The following is an 18387-nucleotide window of genomic DNA, read 5'->3' on the forward strand; positions in this document are numbered from 1 at the left end:
CATTAACCCAGATTATGGTATTGTCCCAAGAACTCTCTCGTTCTTTGATTGGTGGACTGGAACATCTCCTCAGGCGTGGTCTCCTCCACAATGACACCCTGATCCATGAAAATCATACGGTTGGAAACATCCTTCGCAAAATTCATCTCATGGGTCACAATAACCATCGTCATTTTTTCCTTCGCAAGCTCTTTGATTACCTTCAATATTTCCCCGGTCAATTCCGGGTCGAGGGCGGAGGTCGGCTCGTCAAAGAAAAGGATTTTCGGGTTCATCGCCAGCGCTCTTGCGATGGAAACTCGCTGCTGCTGTCCGCCGGATAACTGACACGGATAGTAATCGGCACGGTCAGAAAGCCCCATCTTTTCGAGGAGAATCTCTGCCTCCTTGATTACCTTCGCCTTGTCACGCTTTTGTACATGAAGAGGCGCATCGATGATATTTTTCAACACCGTGTAATGCGGAAAGAGGTTAAAGTTCTGGAACACAAGCCCAAAGGACTGCTGTATCTGCTTTAGCTCACTTCCCTTTTTATATACGGTTTTTCCGTCTATATCGGAAGCCGCACTTTCACCAAGATAGCTTAGATTTCCCGAATCCATGCTCTCTAATAGTGTTGCGCAGCGAAGAAGCGTTGATTTTCCTGAGCCGGAGGGACCGATGATGGACACAACCTCTCCCTCTTCCACGGACAGGCTGATATCCTTGAGCACTAAAGTTCCGTCAAAGCTCTTTTTTACATGATTCATTTCCAATAACGTTTTCATCTGTGCTCCTCCTATTTATAGTAGCTCATTTTCTTTTCCCAAAGCTCCATCAGCGCTGCAACAATGAAGTTGAATACATAGTAAAATACCGCTGCCGCAACAAAAGGAAGCATACTTCTTTGTGAGTTTGCAATGGCTTTTGCGATGGTGAACATTTCTGCATATGCAATGGAAAAGGCAAGTGAGGTATCCTTTACGAGCGTGATTACCTCATTCGTAACAGAAGGTAAAATCCGCTTCACAACCTGCGGCATAATGATTTTTACAAAGGTCTGTGCCTTTGTATAGCCGAGTACCTTTGCCGCCTCATACTGCCCCTGCGGCATGGATTCAATACCGCCGCGGTAAATCTCTGCAAAATAAGCAGCATAATTGATTGCAAAGGCAATGATTACCGCATAAGCACGATAAGAGGAGGAAATCGCAATTCCAAATATGTAATAAGGTCCGAAGTACACAACCAAAAGCTGCAGCATCAACGGTGTTCCTCTCATAATCGATATATATATTTTTGCCAGATTGCGGATAAATAAATTCTTTGACATCCTTCCAAATGATATCAGCAATCCCAGCGGAAGGGAAAACACCAAAGTCATCACAAAAATAACTATCGTTGTGACCATTCCGGCGCTCAGTTGTCCAAGCATAGCGGATACGCTCATTTTTGCCTCCTAACGAGTTAAGAGGACATATCATTATGTCCCTCTTTCTCATCTATTTAAATTTAAAAATTTTTTCCGATTATTTTCCTAGAATACCTACATCTTCTCCAAAATATTTTGTGGAAATCTCTGCAAAGGTACCGTCTTCCACCATTTCAAGCAAGGTTGCTTCCACTTTGTCTCTTAATTCCTCGTTTCCCTTTAAGAAACCGATGCCGTATTGCTCACTTGCAAGCTCTTCGTCTAATATCGTGAATTTGTCTTCTTTTCCTAACAACTGGAATCTTGCCACACCGACATCAATCGCAATCGCATCAACCGCTCCGGACTCCAAGTCCATAAATGCTGTGTTATACTGGTCTACGGTCAGAAAGTCACCAAAGGATTCAAGCAAGTCCTTCTTAGAAGCGTCCTCAAGCGCAGCCTGTGCAGAGGATTCCTTTTGAACCTCCACTACTTTTCCTGACAAATCTGCAAGTGTGCTGATGCCTGAGTCTGCCTTTACAATGACAACCTGTGAATTATTTACATATGGTGAGGACCATGTGTAGAGATCTTCACGCCCATTGATCGTAAAACCATTCCAGATACAGTCAATCGTTCCTGCCTCCAGCTCCATGTCCTTTGCGTCCCACGCAATCGGCTGAAGCACAATTTCCTTACCCATGCGCTTCGCGCATTCTGTCGCTAAATCTATATCAAAACCTGTGAATTCACCGTCATCCCCCACATAGCCATATGGCGGGAAGTCCTGGTCAAATCCCACGGTAAAGGTATCGCTGTTTTTGCTCGTCTCTGTGCTGCCACCTGTACATGCTCCTAAAGAAAGCACCATTCCCAATGAAAGTACAATTGCCAAAAGCTTTTTCATAAATTTCTCCTCCTGTTTTACATGGTAATATGTTATTACTCTGCCACAATAAAGTACCCATATAAACTACCACAAATGAAGAGGGATTGTCAATGCTGAGTTGCGTTCTATTATCCTTATTATCTCAAAAGTTCTTCTACCATTTCCCGTCGTTCAAACAGCACACAGCCGCCTGCATGGTCCTCAAGCAATACATCTTCCTCCTGCAAGCGTCTAAACAATCTTGAATTCAAGGCTTCCCTTATAGAGGTTTCCTTTACATTAATATCGGAATAAGGTGAAAAAGGACAGGGTTCCGCACCGCCATTGGAATTGATATGGAAAAATCCTCTTCCGGCTGCAAGACATCCTCCCGACGTCTTCTCGTCTCCCGGGAAGGAAACAAATACCATATCCTCGTATTCCTCCCTGATACCAGCCAACTTATCCTTTAAGTATTCCCTTTCAAAATCTCCCGGTGCCAATTCTTTTGCTTCGCTTGTCACAGGCACAAATTCAACATAAATAACCGCCTTACAGCCTGCCTCATATAGATAATTCAAAAATTCTTTAGAGGTCACCTCTGTTAAATTCTCAGTCGTTACCGTTACCGAAGCGCCGAATAAAATACCGTTTTTCTTTAACAGTTTCATGGTCTTTTCAAGACTGTTGAATACACCCTCTCCACGCCTTTGGTCCGTTATCTCTTCCTTTCCCTCAATACTTAACACAGGGAGTAAATTTCTATGCTTATCAAACAGCTCTATGTAAGAATCCTTGATTAAAGTTCCGTTAGTGAAGACAGGAAACAAAATATTGGGAATTTCAGATGCCGCCTCCAACACATCTCTTCGTATCAACGGCTCTCCTCCTGCCAGAAGAACAAAACCGACTCCTATATCGCTTGCTTCTTTAAAAATGGTATGCCATTCTTTATCGGATAGCTGGGACACTGCTTTTTCATCATGACAGGCGTTATTTGCCCTTGCATAGCAGCCGGCACAATGAAGATTACATTGGCTGGTAATACTGGCAATCAAAAACGCGGGTACATGCTCTCCCTGTTTTTCTGCCTTTCTTCTCAACTCCGCCGACTTTTTACTGGCAGCGGCATATTTAGCCATAAAAATACTTTCTCTGGGGTTTGAAAAAGAAGCTTTTAATGCACCCTTCACAATGTTTTCAACTCCCTTTGTCATATATCCTTCCAGATTAAACTCTTTTTCCATAAAAACCTCTTTCCTTTTTGGTGGCCTTTTATTTTAAATTGCATTTAATTAAATTGCGTTTAACTAGTTATAATGGTAACTGATTCTTGATTGCTTGTCAATATTTTTAAGGGTTTCTTATTTATATATATGATGAAAATTTTTGAAGGTTGCAAAAGCTCTGCTCGAACAAAATGCAGCTTTTCATTCATTTACGCTCTCAGATTGTCTATTTATGTTTTTTGACTATTAAATTTTTTTAAAATATGTTAATTATATAGTATATTTATAGGGAAAAATAGCAGATGTAATTTTACTAAACATATTTTTTTGAATAATAAAATTCAAATAACTAATAGCGTTTCAGCAACTTGGAGAATATTTAGTTTTACATAGAAAGGAGATTTTTTTAATGAAAAAATATTTACTTGCAACTTTTTTGATAGTATTAACATTGATAGGTTGTAGTTCAGCAAATAATAACAGCAAAACAGAAGACACTTCTAATACCGAAAAGGTATCAGATGATTTGAAAAATATTTTTGAAACAAACGGATATACCTTTTCTTCTGAAAATGCAAATAAAAATATTTTAGAAGGAGACAGAATAAACATAACTTTAAATGATGCCGAAGACCTTCAAGTATTTATTTATGATTCTATAAGAAATGCTGATTTAGATTCGCAGCGCATTAGTTCTGATGGATTTTCATATACAAAGGATGAGATGTCTAGTTCAATTGATTGGAGTAAGTCTCCACATTTTTATAAATATAATAATTTAATTATTTTATACTTAGGAAATAATGAAGAGCTATTAACTTTATTAACTAATCATTTTGGAAATCAAATAGCAGGAGAGTAGAAAGCTGTTTCCTAGTTAAGAATGTAATAAAGTGCGTAAGTTACCAGTAACAAACTTACGCACTTTATATTACACTCTTAACATAGCAAAATATCTATCTTCTTTTACCCTATTACCGCTCTAAGCCTCCATACCGGTATAATGAAGGATAGCATCCCGCAAAAATGCCGCAAGCCCGGGCTGATTCTTATCATAATAAGCAGTAAATCTTTCATCTGCCACATACATCTGGGCTAATCCCGCATGGGCTTCCTTCGTGTACTCCTTCCAAGTGTAACTAAGCCACTTCCGATGCAGCTCTGCCACCTTTTGTCCTAGTTCTCCGGCAGGGTCTTTTGTTGCAAACGCCTCCTCCAGAGTCTCCAGTATTTCCTGACCAAGCTTTTCAAATTCCTCGTACTGCTCCTTGGTCATGTTGAGCATTTTCTGATTGCTTTCATCTACAACCTCGTCACTGTACTTTTCTCTGATTTCTTTTCCGTATTTCTCCTCATTGTCATCCACTAATTTCTGCTTAAAGCCTTCAAACTTTTCACTGTCACGCATCTGTATCATTCCTTTCTTATAGTCAATTGTTTTGTGTACATTTTTAATCAGCAGCTCCAACTGCTGGCGTTGTGCAAGAAGCTTGACAAGATGGCTGTCCAGTGCCTTTATTTCATCGAAGTCTTTTGATTGCAGTATTTCCTTTATGGCAGAAAGCTCCAGCCCCATTTCCCGATAAAACATAATCTGCTGCAAACGATCAACCTCCTTCTGGCCGTAAATCCGATATCCCGATGAATTAATTCTCGCCGGCTTTAAGATATCAATTTCATCGTAGTACCGGAGTGTTCTTGTGCTGACCCCAGCCAGTTTTCCTAATTTTTGCACTGTATATTCCATGCTGCACCTCCTTACATTGACAGTGTAAACCTTTCCGTTGCGTGAATGTCAATAGGTTTTTAAAAAATATTTTTTATGATTAAGTATGTGATAAAGCAGGAATTCTTAAACGCTCTCTTTCTATCTCCTCTAACGGAGTTCCTTTTATAAATAAGGTGGTATCTTCCTCCTGATTTTCCCTAACCTCATATCCCTCACCAGATAAGGGCGCAAAGCCGAGCACTACGCTCGTTACCTCTTTTCCAAAAGCGGCTGTTATGGTATCAATTTCCACTTCTTTCGGTGCAAAAATATTATGCAAATGCAGCACACCCTTATTAAGCTCGGCAATGACAAGCGCGCTTTGGCTTTCTATCTCATAAACATTCTCTTTCATGAATTTCGTTGCATAAAACAGGATTAACGCTGCATTTTCCTTCATTGCCATGCCACTCTGTACAGCGCTGGTGTTTATAGCCCGCTCCAACCTGCTTCGATTTTCTTTTTCTTCCATGGATATCCTCTTTGCAGTCATTTCCGTGTTGTTGCTTACCGACTTTAAATACTCATATTCCGTGGCTTTTTTATAGCCAAATTTGGGATAAAACTCCAACACACTATCATTCGCAAATAGGAAATAGCCTTCTGTTTTTTCCTTGTAATCCTGTTCGATTTCTTCTATCAGTCTGCGGATTAAACCCTTATTACGATAAGCTTTGTCTGTCATAACTGTTCCAAGCTGAATATAGGTGTGCAATTTATTGCCGTGGAAAAATTGCATCGGATTGACCGAGACATTTGCCACGACTTTTCCTTTATCCAAGATGGAGTATGGGATATAGTTATCGTTCCAATATCCGTTTTGATACCAGTCCTCGAAGTCAAAGCCGTATACGGACTTGGCTAAGTCGTTGAAGCTTTTTCTTAAATCGGTGTTATCTTTATAGCCTTTTATCAGCCTATAATTTGAGTTCATTTTGTCTCTCCTCGCATGAAAATGGATATACCATTACTATTAAAACAATTTTGCTATGCCAGCCCGCACCTCCGGTAAGCAATCACAAAAAGCCCCGCTGCCACAAACACATTAAAAACCAGAATACTTCCATCTCCGATTGGAAGTGAAATGTTGTCTATCTGATTCATCAAATCATTTAGCTGCTGAGAATAGGTGAACCTCGACACCTTGGAAATCGTGTCGTTAAACATAGATATCATCGGCAAAAAGGAAAAAATCATCATAACAACTACCGTAACCGAGGTGGCAGACATCTGATTTTTGCTCCATGTTCCGATTGCAGCTCCAATCAGAGTGGAAATCAGAATACCAACCGCCATAATTCCAAGAAAGGAAAGCCGCTCTCGTGCTGTAAATTCTCCTACTGCCGCAAACACGCCACTTCCAAGCATGCAAACTAGAAAAATGTATGACCCGACTCCAAAGAGATACTCTCCCGCCTTCACGTTTGACATAAGAAGAACGCGCAGTGTATTATACTCCTTCTCCTCGGAGAGGATGGAGGACATCGCAGTTAGGGGTGCCATACCAATGTACATGGTCGCAAACAAAAAGACAAAATAATTTGGGGGCATCCCCTCAATCTGAATCGCATTCTGCATAATAGCAGAAAGTGCCGGAAACATAACAAATTGCACCAATACACCCTTATTTTTAAAAGTGTCCTTTACCTGTTTTTGAAAAATAGCTATACTCTTTCTACTCATCTGTTTCCAGCCCCCTTCCTGTAAGCTCCATGAAAACCGTCTCCAAATTCGGCTCCGTGGAGTGGATACTCTCAATTGCATTGTCTTTTAGGTAGCCCGTCAGGACAGCAATCGCGGTCTCATTATTAAAAAGCTCTATTTGCTCGCCGCTTTTTGTCAAAACAAGCAGCTTGTTCTGGTGGTTATATCTTCTGCATATATCAAGAGGCTCCCCATACTCTACGATCCTGCCCTGATTTAACAGTGCCACGTTGTCACAAAGCTTCGTGGCTTCCTCCATATTATGTGTCGTCAAAAAAATGGTAGCGCCTCTTTCTTTTTCCTCCTGTATCAGCTTGCGAATCGATACCGCATTGACAGGATCAAGACCGCTTGTTGGCTCATCCAGAAAAAGGATTTGTGGCTTATGCATAATCGCCCTTGCCAAAACCAGTCGCTGCTTCATGCCTTTGGAAAGATTGCTGACACTCTTCTTTTCTGCCTCCTCTAAGCCTACGCGGCAAAGCACGGTATGAATATCGGCAAGCGGCATTTCGTAAATTCTGGCAAACAAAGCCAGATTATCATAACAGCTTAAGCGCTCATAAAGCCCTGTATTATCAAGTACCATACCAATCTTCCGAAAATCGTCACCTGTTATTTTTTCATTGTCGCTCTCAAATATTTTTGCACTGCCGCCTGTCTGCTTTAACTGTCCCGTGAGTATTTTAATCAACGTTGTTTTTCCTGCTCCGGAAGGTCCGAGCAATCCAAATATCTCACCCGGCTGGATATCCAAACTAATCTTATTTAAAACTGTGTTGCCGTGAAAGCTCATCTCAATCTCTTGCGCCCATATTCTACTCATCTTTCTCCTCCTTCTCCCACTTTTCCTTCAATTTGTTCAAGCCCTCTTCCAGCTTACGGTTTTCCGTTTTGGTCTTCGCTATAAAAATGGTTGTGCTGCCGACCACACATAAGGCAAAGCACAAGAAAAACATTGCCCAAGGCTGCCACATATTAACCGGAAACCATTGAAATACCACAACAAATACAACCACAGTTAAGAAAACAGAAAGAATCATGCTGACGCTTCTTATTCTTCCGGGCAAAAATTTTAGCAGCGTTCCACTTTCATATAGGCAATTCCATAAGGTCACAAGTATGGACAGAAGGAAAAACTGTGCCATTACCTCACTGGAAACACCTTCTTTTCCCAATCTGAAGAAGGTTGAATATTCCTGTGCAGTCTCTCCAAAAAGGAAGGTAAAGCACATCATACAAACCATCGTGAATCCAAAAATGATAAAAATATGACCGATATAGTCCAAAATTGTTTTTTTTCTTTCCATTTACTTAACCCCCAATCGTTCTTTCACATAGTCAGCATACTGCCTTGATATCATTAACTGCTCGCCGTTGCTCATGGTGGCACGAAGCTTTCGGTCCATATCTGCTTTCAGGGATACAATCTGCTTAAAATTGATGATACATGACTTGTTTGCGCGAAAAAAATCCGCCTTGGTGAGCTGTTCTTCAAGCTCATACAGGTGAAGATTTGTCTCATAGACACTGTCTCTTGTATATAAAAATACTTTTTTATCCACCGTATCAATATAAAGCACATTTGCTACATCTAAAATGTGTGTGGCCCCGTCCCTTACTCCCGTCAACTGCATGTCGAGCATGCGAAGCATTGCCACAATTTTTTCTATTTCCGGTGTCAAATGATTACACGTAATTGCTACTTCTGTCTCCGCTGTATCAGCCTCAGTCTTTATGATTACTTTCACATTCTCACCCTTTCCTCTTCTATATTCTAACTATAGCAAAGTCTAATGCGGCTCACAACAAACTTTTCCTTTGTTGCCGGATTTTAGTGCTAAGTTTCCCGAAATAAAAAAACCCGACGCCCTATATTTCACTTATCAGGCATCAAGCTTTTTGTGTAGCTTAATATTTATTATTTTGTTTTATACGTCTGTATCATGTCCAGTTTTTGCACACATCAACCCATTCTTTATAGCCAGAGTAGGTTTCAAGTTCCTCTATCGTAAGCTCAATCGCACTGTTGCTGCTTCCACACGCCGGAAAGATTGTTTCAAATCGTTTCAGGGATTTGTCCAAATAGATTGTCACTCCTTCGTTGACTCCAAACGGGCATACACCACCTACCGTATGTCCGATTTTTTCCTCTACTTCATCCGGAGTAAGCATCTTTGCTTTAGCACTAAACTGGGCTTTATATTTCGCATTGTCAATCTTGGCATCTCCTGCCGTCACAAGCAATATCGGCTGCTCATCCACCACAAAGGATAGCGTTTTTGCTATTCTTTCCGGCTTACATTGCAGTGCCGCTGCCGCTAACTCCACTGTCGCACTCGATACGTCAAATTCCCGAATACGCTCCTCCATGTTGTATTTCTTAAAATATTCTCTTACTCTCTCAATTGCCATGGTATCCTCCAACTGTCAGTATATCTTTTTTCATTTCGGAATGCTGCGAAAATATATCACATTACCGTCAGGGTCGTAAAAGCTCATATTTCTGGCTCCCCAAGGTCTTGTTTCAGGTTTCTCTATTACCTCAGCACCAAGCTTTAACACCTTTTCATATTCCCTGTCTACATCTTCCACCGTAAAGGCAAGGCACATATTCCGATTATCATTATTTTTTCTGCTTCCGTCATTGTAAATCGTCAGCATCGTTTCCTCTGCAATGAGAGTCTGGTGTACTTCGTCATTGCTTTGGTTGTCAAGCTCCAACAGCTTCTTATAAAAATCAGCCAATCTGATCACATCATTGGTCAGCAATCCAACTTCACCAATTCGCATCATTTCATCCCCTCATCTTAGATTTATTTTACCCTCTGATACATCGGATGGTCTTCATTAAACTGCACTAAATCCCACAGGTTTCCATACAAATCTTTAAACACGGCAACCTTTCCGTAATCCTGCACCTTGGGTTCTCTTACAAACTCGATACCAATTTCCTTCATTTCCTTGAAATCTCTCTCGAAATCGTCTGTCCCTAAAAACAGAAATACCCTTCCTCCCGCCTGATTCCCGATAAATTCCTCCTGTATGGGCTTTGATGCCTTTGCAAGCAAGATAGTCGTTCCGTTGGAGCCGGGTGGGGATACCACTACCCATCTTTTATCCTGCTCTGCCTGATAAGTGTCTTCTACTAAAGTAAAATGAAGCTTTTTTGTATAAAATTCGATCGCTTCATCGTAATCTCTTACCACTAACGCTATATGTACTATGGATTGTATCATTGTTTTTCTCCTTTATGGGTATCTGGTTAAATTTATATTTTCCTCATTATACCACCTACGTCCATAAAAGGAAGTCTTTTTATTCCTTAGAAAATAATTTTTGTGTTTTAAATACAAAATCTGCATTGTTATTCATGATGCCAGAGATTATTCCTATCGCAGCACCTTGTTTATAATTCATAGTTTTAAATAAAGCCAGAAACTCCTCACGTGCTTGCTGCATCATTGAGATAGTGGTTTTTCGATATTCGTCATCATAAACATTATAGTCATCGGAGATATCATTTTCATTTTGCGGACGATCTTCAAGAAAATTTACAAAACCATTCGGATGAGCAAATGCTTTATTTGTTTGATGGCATGTAATAAATCCTTCCAGATTTGCCAAACGCATTTGAAAAGCCTTATCAAGTCCTGCCAGATCTTCTTCCAGTGTTAAAGACCTCGTACCAGTAAGGTCGTATGAGACCTGACGAGTGCCTTCTTCATGTTCCTTTGTAATTTTATTATAGATGGTTTCGTATGCTTCCATAATAGATTTCGCTAAATCCTCAACATCGTAGTTCCCATCTTTCAAAGTCAAACTACTTATATCTCTCATGGCTGTATAATGCTCCCAAGTAACTTCATTTGTTACTGCACTTGTTATATCTCTAACATCTGTATATTCAGTCGTCAATCCGAGCTTATTCAAGTTTTCTCTTAATGCTGCTCGTCCTTCCTCTGATATTGATACATCAACTGCCTGATTTTTATAAGAAAGCAATTGTGATTTTACTGTGTTGGTTTTTCCTAATGCAAAATCTTCTGCCAAACCAATTAAATATGTGTTTTGATGATGATTCATTTGTTGAATTTTCATAACTGTCCTCCCCTAAGTGAATAGTTATAGTTGAGCAATTCTCACCACGTGTATGCTTCTTCTCCATTATGGATTGATTTTCATAAATTACTTTGCATATTTTATATATCGGTATATATTCTACAAAACTTAATTTTCAACCGATATACTGACTATTCATGCAATTCCAACGGTAATCCGTCCGGGTCAAAGAAAAAGGTCATCTTCTTATTGGTAATCTCATCTGTCCTAATCGGTTCTATCTCTATTCCAAGCGCATTTAACTCCCTAACCGTCTCTTCCATATTCTCAACACAAAAAGCCAAATGTCTAAGCCCGCATGCCTCGGGATAGCTTGGACGCTTTGGATTGTTATTTCCGGAGAAAATTTCGAGCTCACAGCCATCAAGCTCCAAGTCAAGTTTATAGTCGTTTCTCTCTTTACGATAATTTTCTCTGATTACATTAAAACCTAGTAAGTCTACATAGAAATGTCTTGATTTTTGATAATCGGAAACAATAATTGCAACATGGTGTATCTTTTTTAGATTCATAGTCGTTTGCTCCTTTATACTTCTAAAAAAGTACATGGGCAGTTAAGTTCCCATGCACTTTTTCGTTATTTCTATATTCATTTTATAAGGTAAACGCTACTGCCTATTCCTTGTCATACAAGAACTGATCCGGCAATGTCACCTTAAAATCCTTCGCCAAGTCTCTAAAGTTTTGAGGCTGGATTGTCTGCAGCTTGTGAGGGGACATGGATAGCTGTTTTACCAGTATCTCAGCAGATTTCTCAACCGTATGCATCAGACCGAAGGTCAGGTCAAAATCGATTCCCGAGCAGAACATTCCGTGATGTGCCCAGATTGCGACATCATATTTCTCCATCAATTCTGCCGTTTTGATTGCGATTGCCCTTCCGCCCGGAACCATCCAACCGATTACGCCGACTCCGCCTGGGAATACAACCGGACATTCCGTTGCCATCTCCCACAGCTCTCTTGTAAATACCTCATCATTTAGAGGCAACACAAAAGTCAGCGCAATAATATTCGTTGTGTGGGCATGATAGATAACACGGTGTTCGCCGTTTGTCACTCGCTTTTTCACCTCATGATTCATCAAGTGGGTCGGCAGCTCGCTTGTCGGCGTGCCTCCCTCCACTAGGCCCCATCTAATTCGATACTTTGTCCCGGTTTCATCAAGCTCAATAATCGCAATACATGCCTCCGGGTCAACAATAATATTTCTAAAATACTTTCCGCTTCCTGTCACAAGAAAATATTCTCCTGCAAGTCCGGGAACATCAGCTCCAATCTCCATCCATTCACCTGGTGCATTCAAACGTGGCTGAATCGACTGTACCTCATCTGACTTTAAGCGATAACTTAAGTTTCCGCCGTTACGCTCATGCCAGCCCAGTTGGTAGCCGTCGTCTGCCATCTTTATAAATCCTTTTACAAATTTCGATTCTAAAATTCTCATAATAACGTCCTCCTTTCTTCTAACTATATTGTACCATAAATACTAAGCTCGTGAAAGACCTCACCAAGTGCGATTACTATAACATAAGACAGAAGATTGAAAAGTCAAAATTGTACATCAATTCATACTTTTTTTCAGCTCTTCCATTCCCACTCTCTTCGTAAATGCAAAAAATGTCTCACCGTCTATCTGGTTCTCCTTGAAAAAGAGAATTAACTTTTCCAAAACCAAATGTGCCTCTGTCGACTTTATGCGACAGTCCATACTCTCGGAAAATTTCCCTTCACCCTCCAATGCACCACCGATCCACAGTGTAAATGCATCAACCGGACCATCTTCGGTTTTTATAATGGCACCCTGAAGGCTTAAGTCTGCTATCTGTTTCTGACCGCAGGAGTTCGGGCAACCCGTGACATGAATTCGAACCGGCGTATCCAGTTCAATTTTTTCATTTAAATACTCTGCTATTTTCTTAGCTCTGTCCTTTGTCTCCACAATTGCCAGATTACAGTACTCTTTTCCGGTACAGGAAACTGTGTAGCCAAGAAATGTGCTTGGTTTCGGAGATAAGCGTTTCAGCAGCTCTAAGGATAGTACGTCTTCTACATCCTTATCATCAATTCCTGTAAGAAGCAGGTTCTGCGTCAGCGTCGTCCTGATGGACTTATCACCATATTTTTCAGAAATATCGGCAAGCTCCAAAAGCTCCTCTGCATTTACCTCACCAAACGGAACATTAATTCCGATATAGTTTTTATTTGCCTGCTTTTGTGGGTGTGCACCGTAATAATAGGACGCATTCCAGTCAACCAGCTTATCTTCGCCGCAACCTGTGCTGACAGAAACATATTCCAGCAATTTTTCCTGAAACCTCTCTATTCCCCAGTCACGTATTAAAAATTTAAGGCGGGCACGGCCTCTTTTCTCACGATAGCCGTAATCTCTGAAAATCGTACATACTGCTTCCGCCACTTTAAGCACCTCATCAGGCTTTACAAAAATATCAAGCTTTTGTGCCAGAACAGGGACTGCTGACAGTCCGCCGCCAACCCATACATGGAAGCCGATTTTTTCTTTTCCATCAAACTCTTTTACCGCGGGAGTAAAGGAGATATCATTAATCTGCGCATGTCCTGCGTTGTGTATACTGGAAGATATGGAGATTTTGAATTTTCTCGGTAAATTAGAAAAATCCTTGTTCAGGACAAAGAAGTTATTTACTTCCTCAACCAACTCTCTCGTATCCATAAGTTCATCCTTATCAACTCCCGCTAATGAATTGCCCACAATCGTACGCGGGCAGTCTCCGCAAGCTTCAAAGCTGCTTAACCCACAGGAAGAAAGTCTTTCAAAAATATCGGGCAGATTTTCCACCTGTATCCAGTGAAACTGAATTGCCCCTCTTGTCGTAACATTGGCAACTCCGCGTCCAAAATCTCTGGCAATTCCTGCCAAAATCTTTGCCTGCGCAGAATTCATCATTCCTGAATTAATGCGGACTCTCATCATAAAATATCCGTTCTTAGGCTTTTGCTCGTACACGCCTGCCCATTTGAACAAGTTCATGTCCTCCGGAGTAATGGAGGAATAACCTGTCTTCGAATATTTATCAATAATGGTCTGGATAACATCCAAACCGTCCTTATTTAACTTAATGTGTTCTACCTCATTCAGCTTATCGCTGTTTGACCAAATTGCTTCGTATGACATATATTTCTCCTTTTTATAATGATTAGATTTTTACCGACTTCTCTTAGTACTCATAGTCAATGCAGGCACGGCTTTCTCTCACCTGCGTGATAAACTTTCCGAATGCCACGTGTGTCGGGTGTTTCTGGTATTCGTTTAAGCCGGCTATATCTTCAAAATCACAGATAAGCGCTAAATCGCAGTTAGTTTCCGGTGTTTCCTTATGATTGCATACTACCTCAAGCTTTTTGAGTGTCGGTATCTCTTTCTCAAAGCTTGCAAGCATTGATTTTGCCGTTTCCAGATTCTCTGTCTTTTCATTTTCCTGTAATTTAAACATTACAATGTGTTTTATCATGTTATATTCATTCCTTTCAGAGTGTTGTTCCGCTATTTTTAATTATTGCGTGCCAACTGTATTTCCATCAGTGATATATTTTCACGCATCCTCTGCGCTGTCTCCCAAGAGATACGTCCGTTTTCATACATTGTCTGGATATTGTTACGCTCAATTTGAAATCCCAGTGTTACAATGTCTTCTACATTTAGCGTCACGTTTTCTTCGTTTACCAAGCCTTCCTCTCGCTTTAAGTCATCCTTCTCCTCATGTCCGCTCCATATGGACAAGGAAAGCTCATAGTCTGCTATATATTTTTTTACCAGCGAATTGCCTTCATCCAGTGCTTTTAATTTCTCCAGCACATACATATCATTCGATTTATACAGCTTATATATCCTCTTTCGAACCTCAACTGCGTTCTGCTCACTCCTGTCAAACTTCTTGATGGCACGCCTGACAACGTTAATCCCCCGCAGATCGATTTTCAAAAACTTTTTCTTATTCCTGTTTACGATATCTATGAATATTTTCCGTCATCGGTTGTCATTGTCAGCAAGTCCTCCTCGACCGTATAGCTTCCATATGGCAAGTAACTGCTCAACATATCATAGGAAAATGAAATTTTATCACCTTCAATGGTAAGGCTAGGCAGCCCTGCTATCTCTTCCCCGTACTGCTTCATTATGTAGTTTCCATCCGTTACAACCACATTGTTTTCTTCCTCAGTACACCCCACAAATACGTTCATTGTAAAAATTGCCAGTAATATCATTATTATTTTTTTCATGTTCATTTTTCCCCTAATTATTTTCTATCAAATATATACTAATTATTCTCTCCCGTCAAATCTGCTCCTGCATAATTTTCATCTTATTGTCCTTAAACTCAACCGTGGCAAAGGAGCCGTTTATCAACTGTATCTGGGGTGGAATATGCCCGATGTCACAGCCGAATAGTATTGGGATATCCATGCCGTCAAACGCCAGCCGAAAGGCATCTGCAAGATTGAAGTCCTGCTGCTGCGAATATCCGTAAGGACGTCCGATTAGGAGTCCCTTACAATGGAGAAACCAGCCGTTTTGCCGCATTTGCCAAAAGGCACGGTAAAGCTGTGTAGAATTCATATTACAGCTCTCAAGTGCCCAGATAAAACCATCATTCTTATATTTTTCAAAAAAAGCAGAAGTATCTGCAAACCTTGTTCCAATCAAGGGACAAAGCACATCCATACACCCGCCAATCATCCGCCCCGAAAAGCTTCCCTCCGGCGAGCCTCCAATCGGGATAACCAGAGTTTCCTTATCCAGAATATATGTCTCCCCTGTTTCATCCCCGTAGTTACAAAATTCACCGTATTTTTCAGAGCTGTGCTGTATCGTTTTATCTTCTGATAATAGATTATATAGAAATAAATCCGATGGGTCAATATTTTTAAAGCCCATGTTCATAAAACTTGAGCCATGAACGGTTGCAATATCACTAACTAAAGTTAGCGGCAAAAGCAGCGTGGTGATGTCAGAATAGCCGCAAATCCACTTTGCTTCCAGTTTGGAAAGTTCATCAAAATCAAGGTGCGGAAGCATATCCATCAAAAATTCTCCTCCATAGGGCGGGATAATTGCTCGCACTTTCTCATTCATGTATAGCTCCATAAATTCCTTTGCTCTGGTTTTTGCATCTGCACTCACCATTTTTTCATCATGTCTTACAGAATCGGTCAATATGACCTTGTAGCCTAACTGTTCCACATTTTTAACTGCATGTTCCAGCACTCCATGCAGATAAGGCGCCACTCCTGAGGAGGGCGCGCATACTCCGATTGTATCACCTTTTTTTAGTAATCTAGGATATCTCATGTTGTCTTTCCCTTTGCTGTATTAGAATTTCTATTCACATAATGCCTTGGCAATCTCCGCTGCCTTGTTAAAATCCTCCTCTTCCGGATTCCACTGGCATTTCGCCTCTGCTTCCACTACGGAGAAGCCTGCGTTTTCTAATCTCTCACGAAGCACCTTTGTGCCCTCGCCGCTCCAGCCATAGCAGCCAAACACTGCAGCCTTCTTGTTCTTAAACTTTAACTCCTTGAGGAAATCAAGCCAGCCTCCCATCGAAGAAATAACACTTCCTCCTACTGTCGGTGCTCCAACTGCGATTGCCTTGGAATTGAATACCTCTGTCATAATATCATTTTTGTTTGTCTTTGATATATTAAATATTTTTACCCTTGTATTTGGTGCAAGCTGTGCAATCTCAGCACTAATTTTGTGAGCAAGCTGTTTGGTTCCGTCCCACATCGTGTCGTAGACAACCGTAATCTGGTCCTCCTGGTAGTTCTGTGACCACTCATAATATTTCTCCACAATCTGCATCGGATTTTCTCTCCAAATGGAGCCGTGGCTTGTGGCAATCATATCAATCGGCAGATTTAAGCCTTGGATTTCTTCAACCTTCTTTTTTACAAGTGCAGAGAACGGATTTAAAATGTTAGCATAGTATTTTCTCGCTTCTTCCCACAGACGGCACTGGTCCGCCTTGTCGTTAAACAGCTCCTCCACCGCATAATGCTGTCCGAATGCATCGTTTGAAAACAGGATATTGTCTCCGGTCATGTAGGTCGCCATACTATCCGGCCAGTGAAGCATTTTCATCTCAACAAAAATAAGCTTCTTTCCGTTTCCGATATCGATTGAATCGCCGGTCTTTACAACCTGATAATTCCATTCCGGATGGTGATACTGACCTGTCAAAGACTTTACACCGCTTGCCGTACAGTAAATTGGAGTGTTTGGTATTTTCTCCATCAGTGCCGGCAGGGAACCGCTGTGATCCACCTCACCGTGGTTTGCAACGATAAAATCAATCTCATTCAAATCAATTTCTTTTTCCAAATTGTCAATAAATTCCGTAGAATGAGGCTTCCAAACCGTGTCGATTAAGACTGTCTTTTCTTCCTTAATCAGGTAGGCATTTTGGCTTGAGCCATGATTGATGGAATATTCCGATCCGTGAAAGGTCTCCAGTTCCCAATCCATAAATCCAACCCAGTATACATTGTTTTTTACATGCTTCTTCATTATTGTATTCCTCCTTCATATTTCTGAAATAATAGTGCGTTTTCCGTAAAGATATGAATATAAACATCTTTCACTAACTCGTGCAGTTTCTGAAACGTCAGGTGATAGGAGGCACAGCCGTCCTCCGGGGCCGTAAAATCATTGGTGCACACCTCAATCTCCTTTATGATACTTCCTGCTGCCTCGTGCTCATCCTCCAGCTCCTTTACATATGCAGGGCTTCCGCCGCCTAAATAGGTTTTCTTCATATAAGGAAACGTGAGTTTTTCTTCTTTTGCAAAATGTTCCTGTAACTCTTTTCTCAAATCGGAAAAAAGTCCGTGCAGCGAAACAAGCTGTTCCTGGTGATGTTCGTAGTGTGCAAGAAGCACTTTATTTATCAGCCCATCAATTTCCGCAAGGAGCTTTCTCTCCTTTGTGTGATGAGTATCAACGATATAGTCGATAAGTTCAGGCACTTCCATTTCACTCAAACGCCCTACCTCAAGCACCTCTCTGTTCTCTGTGTGAGAACCCTCCTTCACAAGCTTCTTATTCAGCAGCTCAATAAAACTCTTTGGATCAATTCCAAGCTCCTCAACTGCATCCTCCAGCCTGTCCTTTCCTCCGCAGCAATAATCAATGTGAAAATCATTAAATATTTCAACCGCTCTGGGATATGCTTTTACTACATCTGTTACCTTCATGTCGTTCGTAATCATTTTTTATCCTCCTATATATCTATGTTTCAAAATGTTTTGTTCCTTTTGTAAGC

Annotated in this window: 24 protein-coding genes; 1 reads left to right on the forward strand and 23 read right to left on the reverse strand. The window is 40.8% G+C overall.

The window, feature by feature from the left end:
• Positions 1-2: 2 nt before the first annotated feature.
• From CTY48_RS03600 to CTY48_RS03615, 4 genes are all read right to left on the reverse strand, one after another.
• Entirely contained in the window at positions 3-767 is a 765-nt protein-coding gene (locus CTY48_RS03600; RefSeq protein WP_099467147.1) for an amino acid ABC transporter ATP-binding protein, read from the reverse strand.
• Positions 768-778: 11 nt separating this feature from the next.
• A complete protein-coding gene (locus CTY48_RS03605) occupies positions 779-1429 on the reverse strand; it encodes an amino acid ABC transporter permease (RefSeq protein WP_099467148.1) in 651 nt (216 codons plus the stop codon).
• A gap of 79 nt (positions 1430-1508) precedes the next feature.
• Complete coding sequence (locus CTY48_RS03610) at positions 1509-2300, reverse strand: amino acid ABC transporter substrate-binding protein (protein ID WP_099467149.1); 792 nt, start codon at positions 2298-2300, stop codon at positions 1509-1511.
• A 119-nt stretch (positions 2301-2419) separates the two neighbouring features.
• The gene (locus tag CTY48_RS03615; protein WP_099467150.1) at positions 2420-3508 is read right to left on the reverse strand and encodes a radical SAM protein; all 1089 of its coding nucleotides are present in this window, start codon (positions 3506-3508) and stop codon (positions 2420-2422) included.
• A gap of 391 nt (positions 3509-3899) precedes the next feature.
• Here CTY48_RS03615 and CTY48_RS03620 point away from each other — a divergent pair, with 391 nt between their 5' ends.
• The gene (locus CTY48_RS03620; protein ID WP_099467151.1) at positions 3900-4352 is read left to right on the forward strand and encodes a hypothetical protein; all 453 of its coding nucleotides are present in this window, start codon (positions 3900-3902) and stop codon (positions 4350-4352) included.
• Between the two features lie 120 nt (positions 4353-4472).
• Here the strand turns inward: CTY48_RS03620 and CTY48_RS03625 are convergent, their stop codons facing one another.
• The 19 genes from CTY48_RS03625 to CTY48_RS03715 form a co-directional block, all read right to left on the reverse strand.
• Positions 4473-5237, reverse strand: a complete 765-nt coding sequence (locus tag CTY48_RS03625) for a MerR family transcriptional regulator (protein WP_099467152.1) — start codon at positions 5235-5237, stop codon at positions 4473-4475.
• Positions 5238-5316: 79 nt separating this feature from the next.
• Positions 5317-6192 carry a GNAT family N-acetyltransferase gene (locus CTY48_RS03630; RefSeq protein ID WP_099467153.1) on the reverse strand — a complete coding sequence of 292 codons (876 nt, stop codon included), beginning with the start codon at positions 6190-6192 and terminating at the stop codon, positions 5317-5319.
• Between the two features lie 53 nt (positions 6193-6245).
• Positions 6246-6941, reverse strand: coding sequence for an ABC transporter permease (locus CTY48_RS03635; protein WP_099467154.1), 696 nt, complete (start codon positions 6939-6941; stop codon positions 6246-6248).
• Positions 6934-7788, reverse strand: a complete 855-nt coding sequence (locus CTY48_RS03640) for an ABC transporter ATP-binding protein (protein WP_099467155.1) — start codon at positions 7786-7788, stop codon at positions 6934-6936. Before CTY48_RS03640 ends, CTY48_RS03635 begins: the two co-directional genes overlap by 8 nt.
• Positions 7781-8272, reverse strand: a complete 492-nt coding sequence (locus CTY48_RS03645; protein WP_099467156.1) for a hypothetical protein — start codon at positions 8270-8272, stop codon at positions 7781-7783. The genes CTY48_RS03640 and CTY48_RS03645 overlap by 8 nt, the downstream gene beginning before the upstream one ends.
• Positions 8273-8713 (reverse strand): LytTR family DNA-binding domain-containing protein, encoded by a 441-nt coding sequence (locus CTY48_RS03650; RefSeq protein ID WP_099467157.1) that lies wholly within the window; start codon positions 8711-8713, stop codon positions 8273-8275.
• Positions 8714-8906: 193 nt separating this feature from the next.
• On the reverse strand, positions 8907-9377 hold the full coding sequence (locus CTY48_RS03655; RefSeq protein ID WP_099467158.1) for a YbaK/EbsC family protein: 471 nt from the start codon (positions 9375-9377) through the stop codon (positions 8907-8909).
• A gap of 30 nt (positions 9378-9407) precedes the next feature.
• Positions 9408-9758, reverse strand: a complete 351-nt coding sequence (locus CTY48_RS03660; protein WP_328587788.1) for a VOC family protein — start codon at positions 9756-9758, stop codon at positions 9408-9410.
• Positions 9759-9778: 20 nt separating this feature from the next.
• Positions 9779-10201 carry a VOC family protein gene (locus CTY48_RS03665; protein ID WP_099467159.1) on the reverse strand — a complete coding sequence of 141 codons (423 nt, stop codon included), beginning with the start codon at positions 10199-10201 and terminating at the stop codon, positions 9779-9781.
• Between the two features lie 79 nt (positions 10202-10280).
• Positions 10281-11063, reverse strand: coding sequence for a hypothetical protein (locus CTY48_RS03670; protein WP_099467160.1), 783 nt, complete (start codon positions 11061-11063; stop codon positions 10281-10283).
• Between the two features lie 152 nt (positions 11064-11215).
• Positions 11216-11596, reverse strand: a complete 381-nt coding sequence (gloA2, locus tag CTY48_RS03675) for an SMU1112c/YaeR family gloxylase I-like metalloprotein (RefSeq protein WP_099467161.1) — start codon at positions 11594-11596, stop codon at positions 11216-11218.
• A gap of 103 nt (positions 11597-11699) precedes the next feature.
• Complete coding sequence (gene rhaD, locus CTY48_RS03680; protein ID WP_099467162.1) at positions 11700-12530, reverse strand: rhamnulose-1-phosphate aldolase; 831 nt, start codon at positions 12528-12530, stop codon at positions 11700-11702.
• Between the two features lie 117 nt (positions 12531-12647).
• Positions 12648-14240: a nitrite/sulfite reductase gene (locus tag CTY48_RS03685; protein WP_099467163.1), complete on the reverse strand. Its 1593-nt coding sequence runs from the start codon at positions 14238-14240 to the stop codon at positions 12648-12650.
• A gap of 43 nt (positions 14241-14283) precedes the next feature.
• Positions 14284-14577 carry a Dabb family protein gene (locus tag CTY48_RS03690; protein WP_099467164.1) on the reverse strand — a complete coding sequence of 98 codons (294 nt, stop codon included), beginning with the start codon at positions 14575-14577 and terminating at the stop codon, positions 14284-14286.
• Positions 14578-14615: 38 nt separating this feature from the next.
• Positions 14616-15047, reverse strand: coding sequence for a hypothetical protein (locus tag CTY48_RS03695; RefSeq protein WP_099467165.1), 432 nt, complete (start codon positions 15045-15047; stop codon positions 14616-14618).
• Between the two features lie 29 nt (positions 15048-15076).
• Positions 15077-15346 carry a hypothetical protein gene (locus CTY48_RS03700; protein ID WP_099467166.1) on the reverse strand — a complete coding sequence of 90 codons (270 nt, stop codon included), beginning with the start codon at positions 15344-15346 and terminating at the stop codon, positions 15077-15079.
• Positions 15347-15401: 55 nt separating this feature from the next.
• Positions 15402-16415, reverse strand: coding sequence for a S66 family peptidase (locus tag CTY48_RS03705; protein ID WP_099467167.1), 1014 nt, complete (start codon positions 16413-16415; stop codon positions 15402-15404).
• A 30-nt stretch (positions 16416-16445) separates the two neighbouring features.
• Complete coding sequence (locus CTY48_RS03710; protein ID WP_099467168.1) at positions 16446-17633, reverse strand: oxygen-binding di-iron domain-containing protein; 1188 nt, start codon at positions 17631-17633, stop codon at positions 16446-16448.
• The gene (locus tag CTY48_RS03715) at positions 17633-18334 is read right to left on the reverse strand and encodes a DUF542 domain-containing protein (protein ID WP_099467169.1); all 702 of its coding nucleotides are present in this window, start codon (positions 18332-18334) and stop codon (positions 17633-17635) included. Before CTY48_RS03715 ends, CTY48_RS03710 begins: the two co-directional genes overlap by 1 nt.
• Positions 18335-18387 lie beyond the last annotated feature (53 nt).

Source organism: Konateibacter massiliensis, from assembly GCF_900184995.1.
Lineage (GTDB): Bacteria > Bacillota > Clostridia > Lachnospirales > Lachnospiraceae > Lachnotalea > Lachnotalea massiliensis.

What these genes read in the sequence shown, in the direction of transcription:
- CTY48_RS03710 (WP_099467168.1), bottom strand. Translation starts at nt 17,633, where the DNA reads ATGAAGAAGCATGTAAAAAACAATGTATACTGGGTTGGATTTATGGAT.
- CTY48_RS03600 (WP_099467147.1), bottom strand. Translation starts at nt 767, where the DNA reads ATGAAAACGTTATTGGAAATGAATCATGTAAAAAAGAGCTTTGACGGA.
- CTY48_RS03690 (WP_099467164.1), bottom strand. Translation starts at nt 14,577, where the DNA reads ATGATAAAACACATTGTAATGTTTAAATTACAGGAAAATGAAAAGACA.
- gloA2 (WP_099467161.1), bottom strand. Translation starts at nt 11,596, where the DNA reads ATGAATCTAAAAAAGATACACCATGTTGCAATTATTGTTTCCGATTAT.
- CTY48_RS03660 (WP_328587788.1), bottom strand. Translation starts at nt 9,758, where the DNA reads ATGATGCGAATTGGTGAAGTTGGATTGCTGACCAATGATGTGATCAGA.
- rhaD (WP_099467162.1), bottom strand. Translation starts at nt 12,530, where the DNA reads ATGAGAATTTTAGAATCGAAATTTGTAAAAGGATTTATAAAGATGGCA.
- CTY48_RS03620 (WP_099467151.1), top strand. Translation starts at nt 3,900, where the DNA reads ATGAAAAAATATTTACTTGCAACTTTTTTGATAGTATTAACATTGATA.
- CTY48_RS03615 (WP_099467150.1), bottom strand. Translation starts at nt 3,508, where the DNA reads ATGGAAAAAGAGTTTAATCTGGAAGGATATATGACAAAGGGAGTTGAA.
- CTY48_RS03685 (WP_099467163.1), bottom strand. Translation starts at nt 14,240, where the DNA reads ATGTCATACGAAGCAATTTGGTCAAACAGCGATAAGCTGAATGAGGTA.
- CTY48_RS03670 (WP_099467160.1), bottom strand. Translation starts at nt 11,063, where the DNA reads ATGAAAATTCAACAAATGAATCATCATCAAAACACATATTTAATTGGT.
- CTY48_RS03640 (WP_099467155.1), bottom strand. Translation starts at nt 7,788, where the DNA reads ATGAGTAGAATATGGGCGCAAGAGATTGAGATGAGCTTTCACGGCAAC.
- CTY48_RS03700 (WP_099467166.1), bottom strand. Translation starts at nt 15,346, where the DNA reads ATGAAAAAAATAATAATGATATTACTGGCAATTTTTACAATGAACGTA.
- CTY48_RS03705 (WP_099467167.1), bottom strand. Translation starts at nt 16,415, where the DNA reads ATGAGATATCCTAGATTACTAAAAAAAGGTGATACAATCGGAGTATGC.
- CTY48_RS03610 (WP_099467149.1), bottom strand. Translation starts at nt 2,300, where the DNA reads ATGAAAAAGCTTTTGGCAATTGTACTTTCATTGGGAATGGTGCTTTCT.
- CTY48_RS03635 (WP_099467154.1), bottom strand. Translation starts at nt 6,941, where the DNA reads ATGAGTAGAAAGAGTATAGCTATTTTTCAAAAACAGGTAAAGGACACT.
- CTY48_RS03645 (WP_099467156.1), bottom strand. Translation starts at nt 8,272, where the DNA reads ATGGAAAGAAAAAAAACAATTTTGGACTATATCGGTCATATTTTTATC.
- CTY48_RS03665 (WP_099467159.1), bottom strand. Translation starts at nt 10,201, where the DNA reads ATGATACAATCCATAGTACATATAGCGTTAGTGGTAAGAGATTACGAT.
- CTY48_RS03655 (WP_099467158.1), bottom strand. Translation starts at nt 9,377, where the DNA reads ATGGCAATTGAGAGAGTAAGAGAATATTTTAAGAAATACAACATGGAG.
- CTY48_RS03605 (WP_099467148.1), bottom strand. Translation starts at nt 1,429, where the DNA reads ATGAGCGTATCCGCTATGCTTGGACAACTGAGCGCCGGAATGGTCACA.
- CTY48_RS03625 (WP_099467152.1), bottom strand. Translation starts at nt 5,237, where the DNA reads ATGGAATATACAGTGCAAAAATTAGGAAAACTGGCTGGGGTCAGCACA.
- CTY48_RS03630 (WP_099467153.1), bottom strand. Translation starts at nt 6,192, where the DNA reads ATGAACTCAAATTATAGGCTGATAAAAGGCTATAAAGATAACACCGAT.
- CTY48_RS03715 (WP_099467169.1), bottom strand. Translation starts at nt 18,334, where the DNA reads ATGATTACGAACGACATGAAGGTAACAGATGTAGTAAAAGCATATCCC.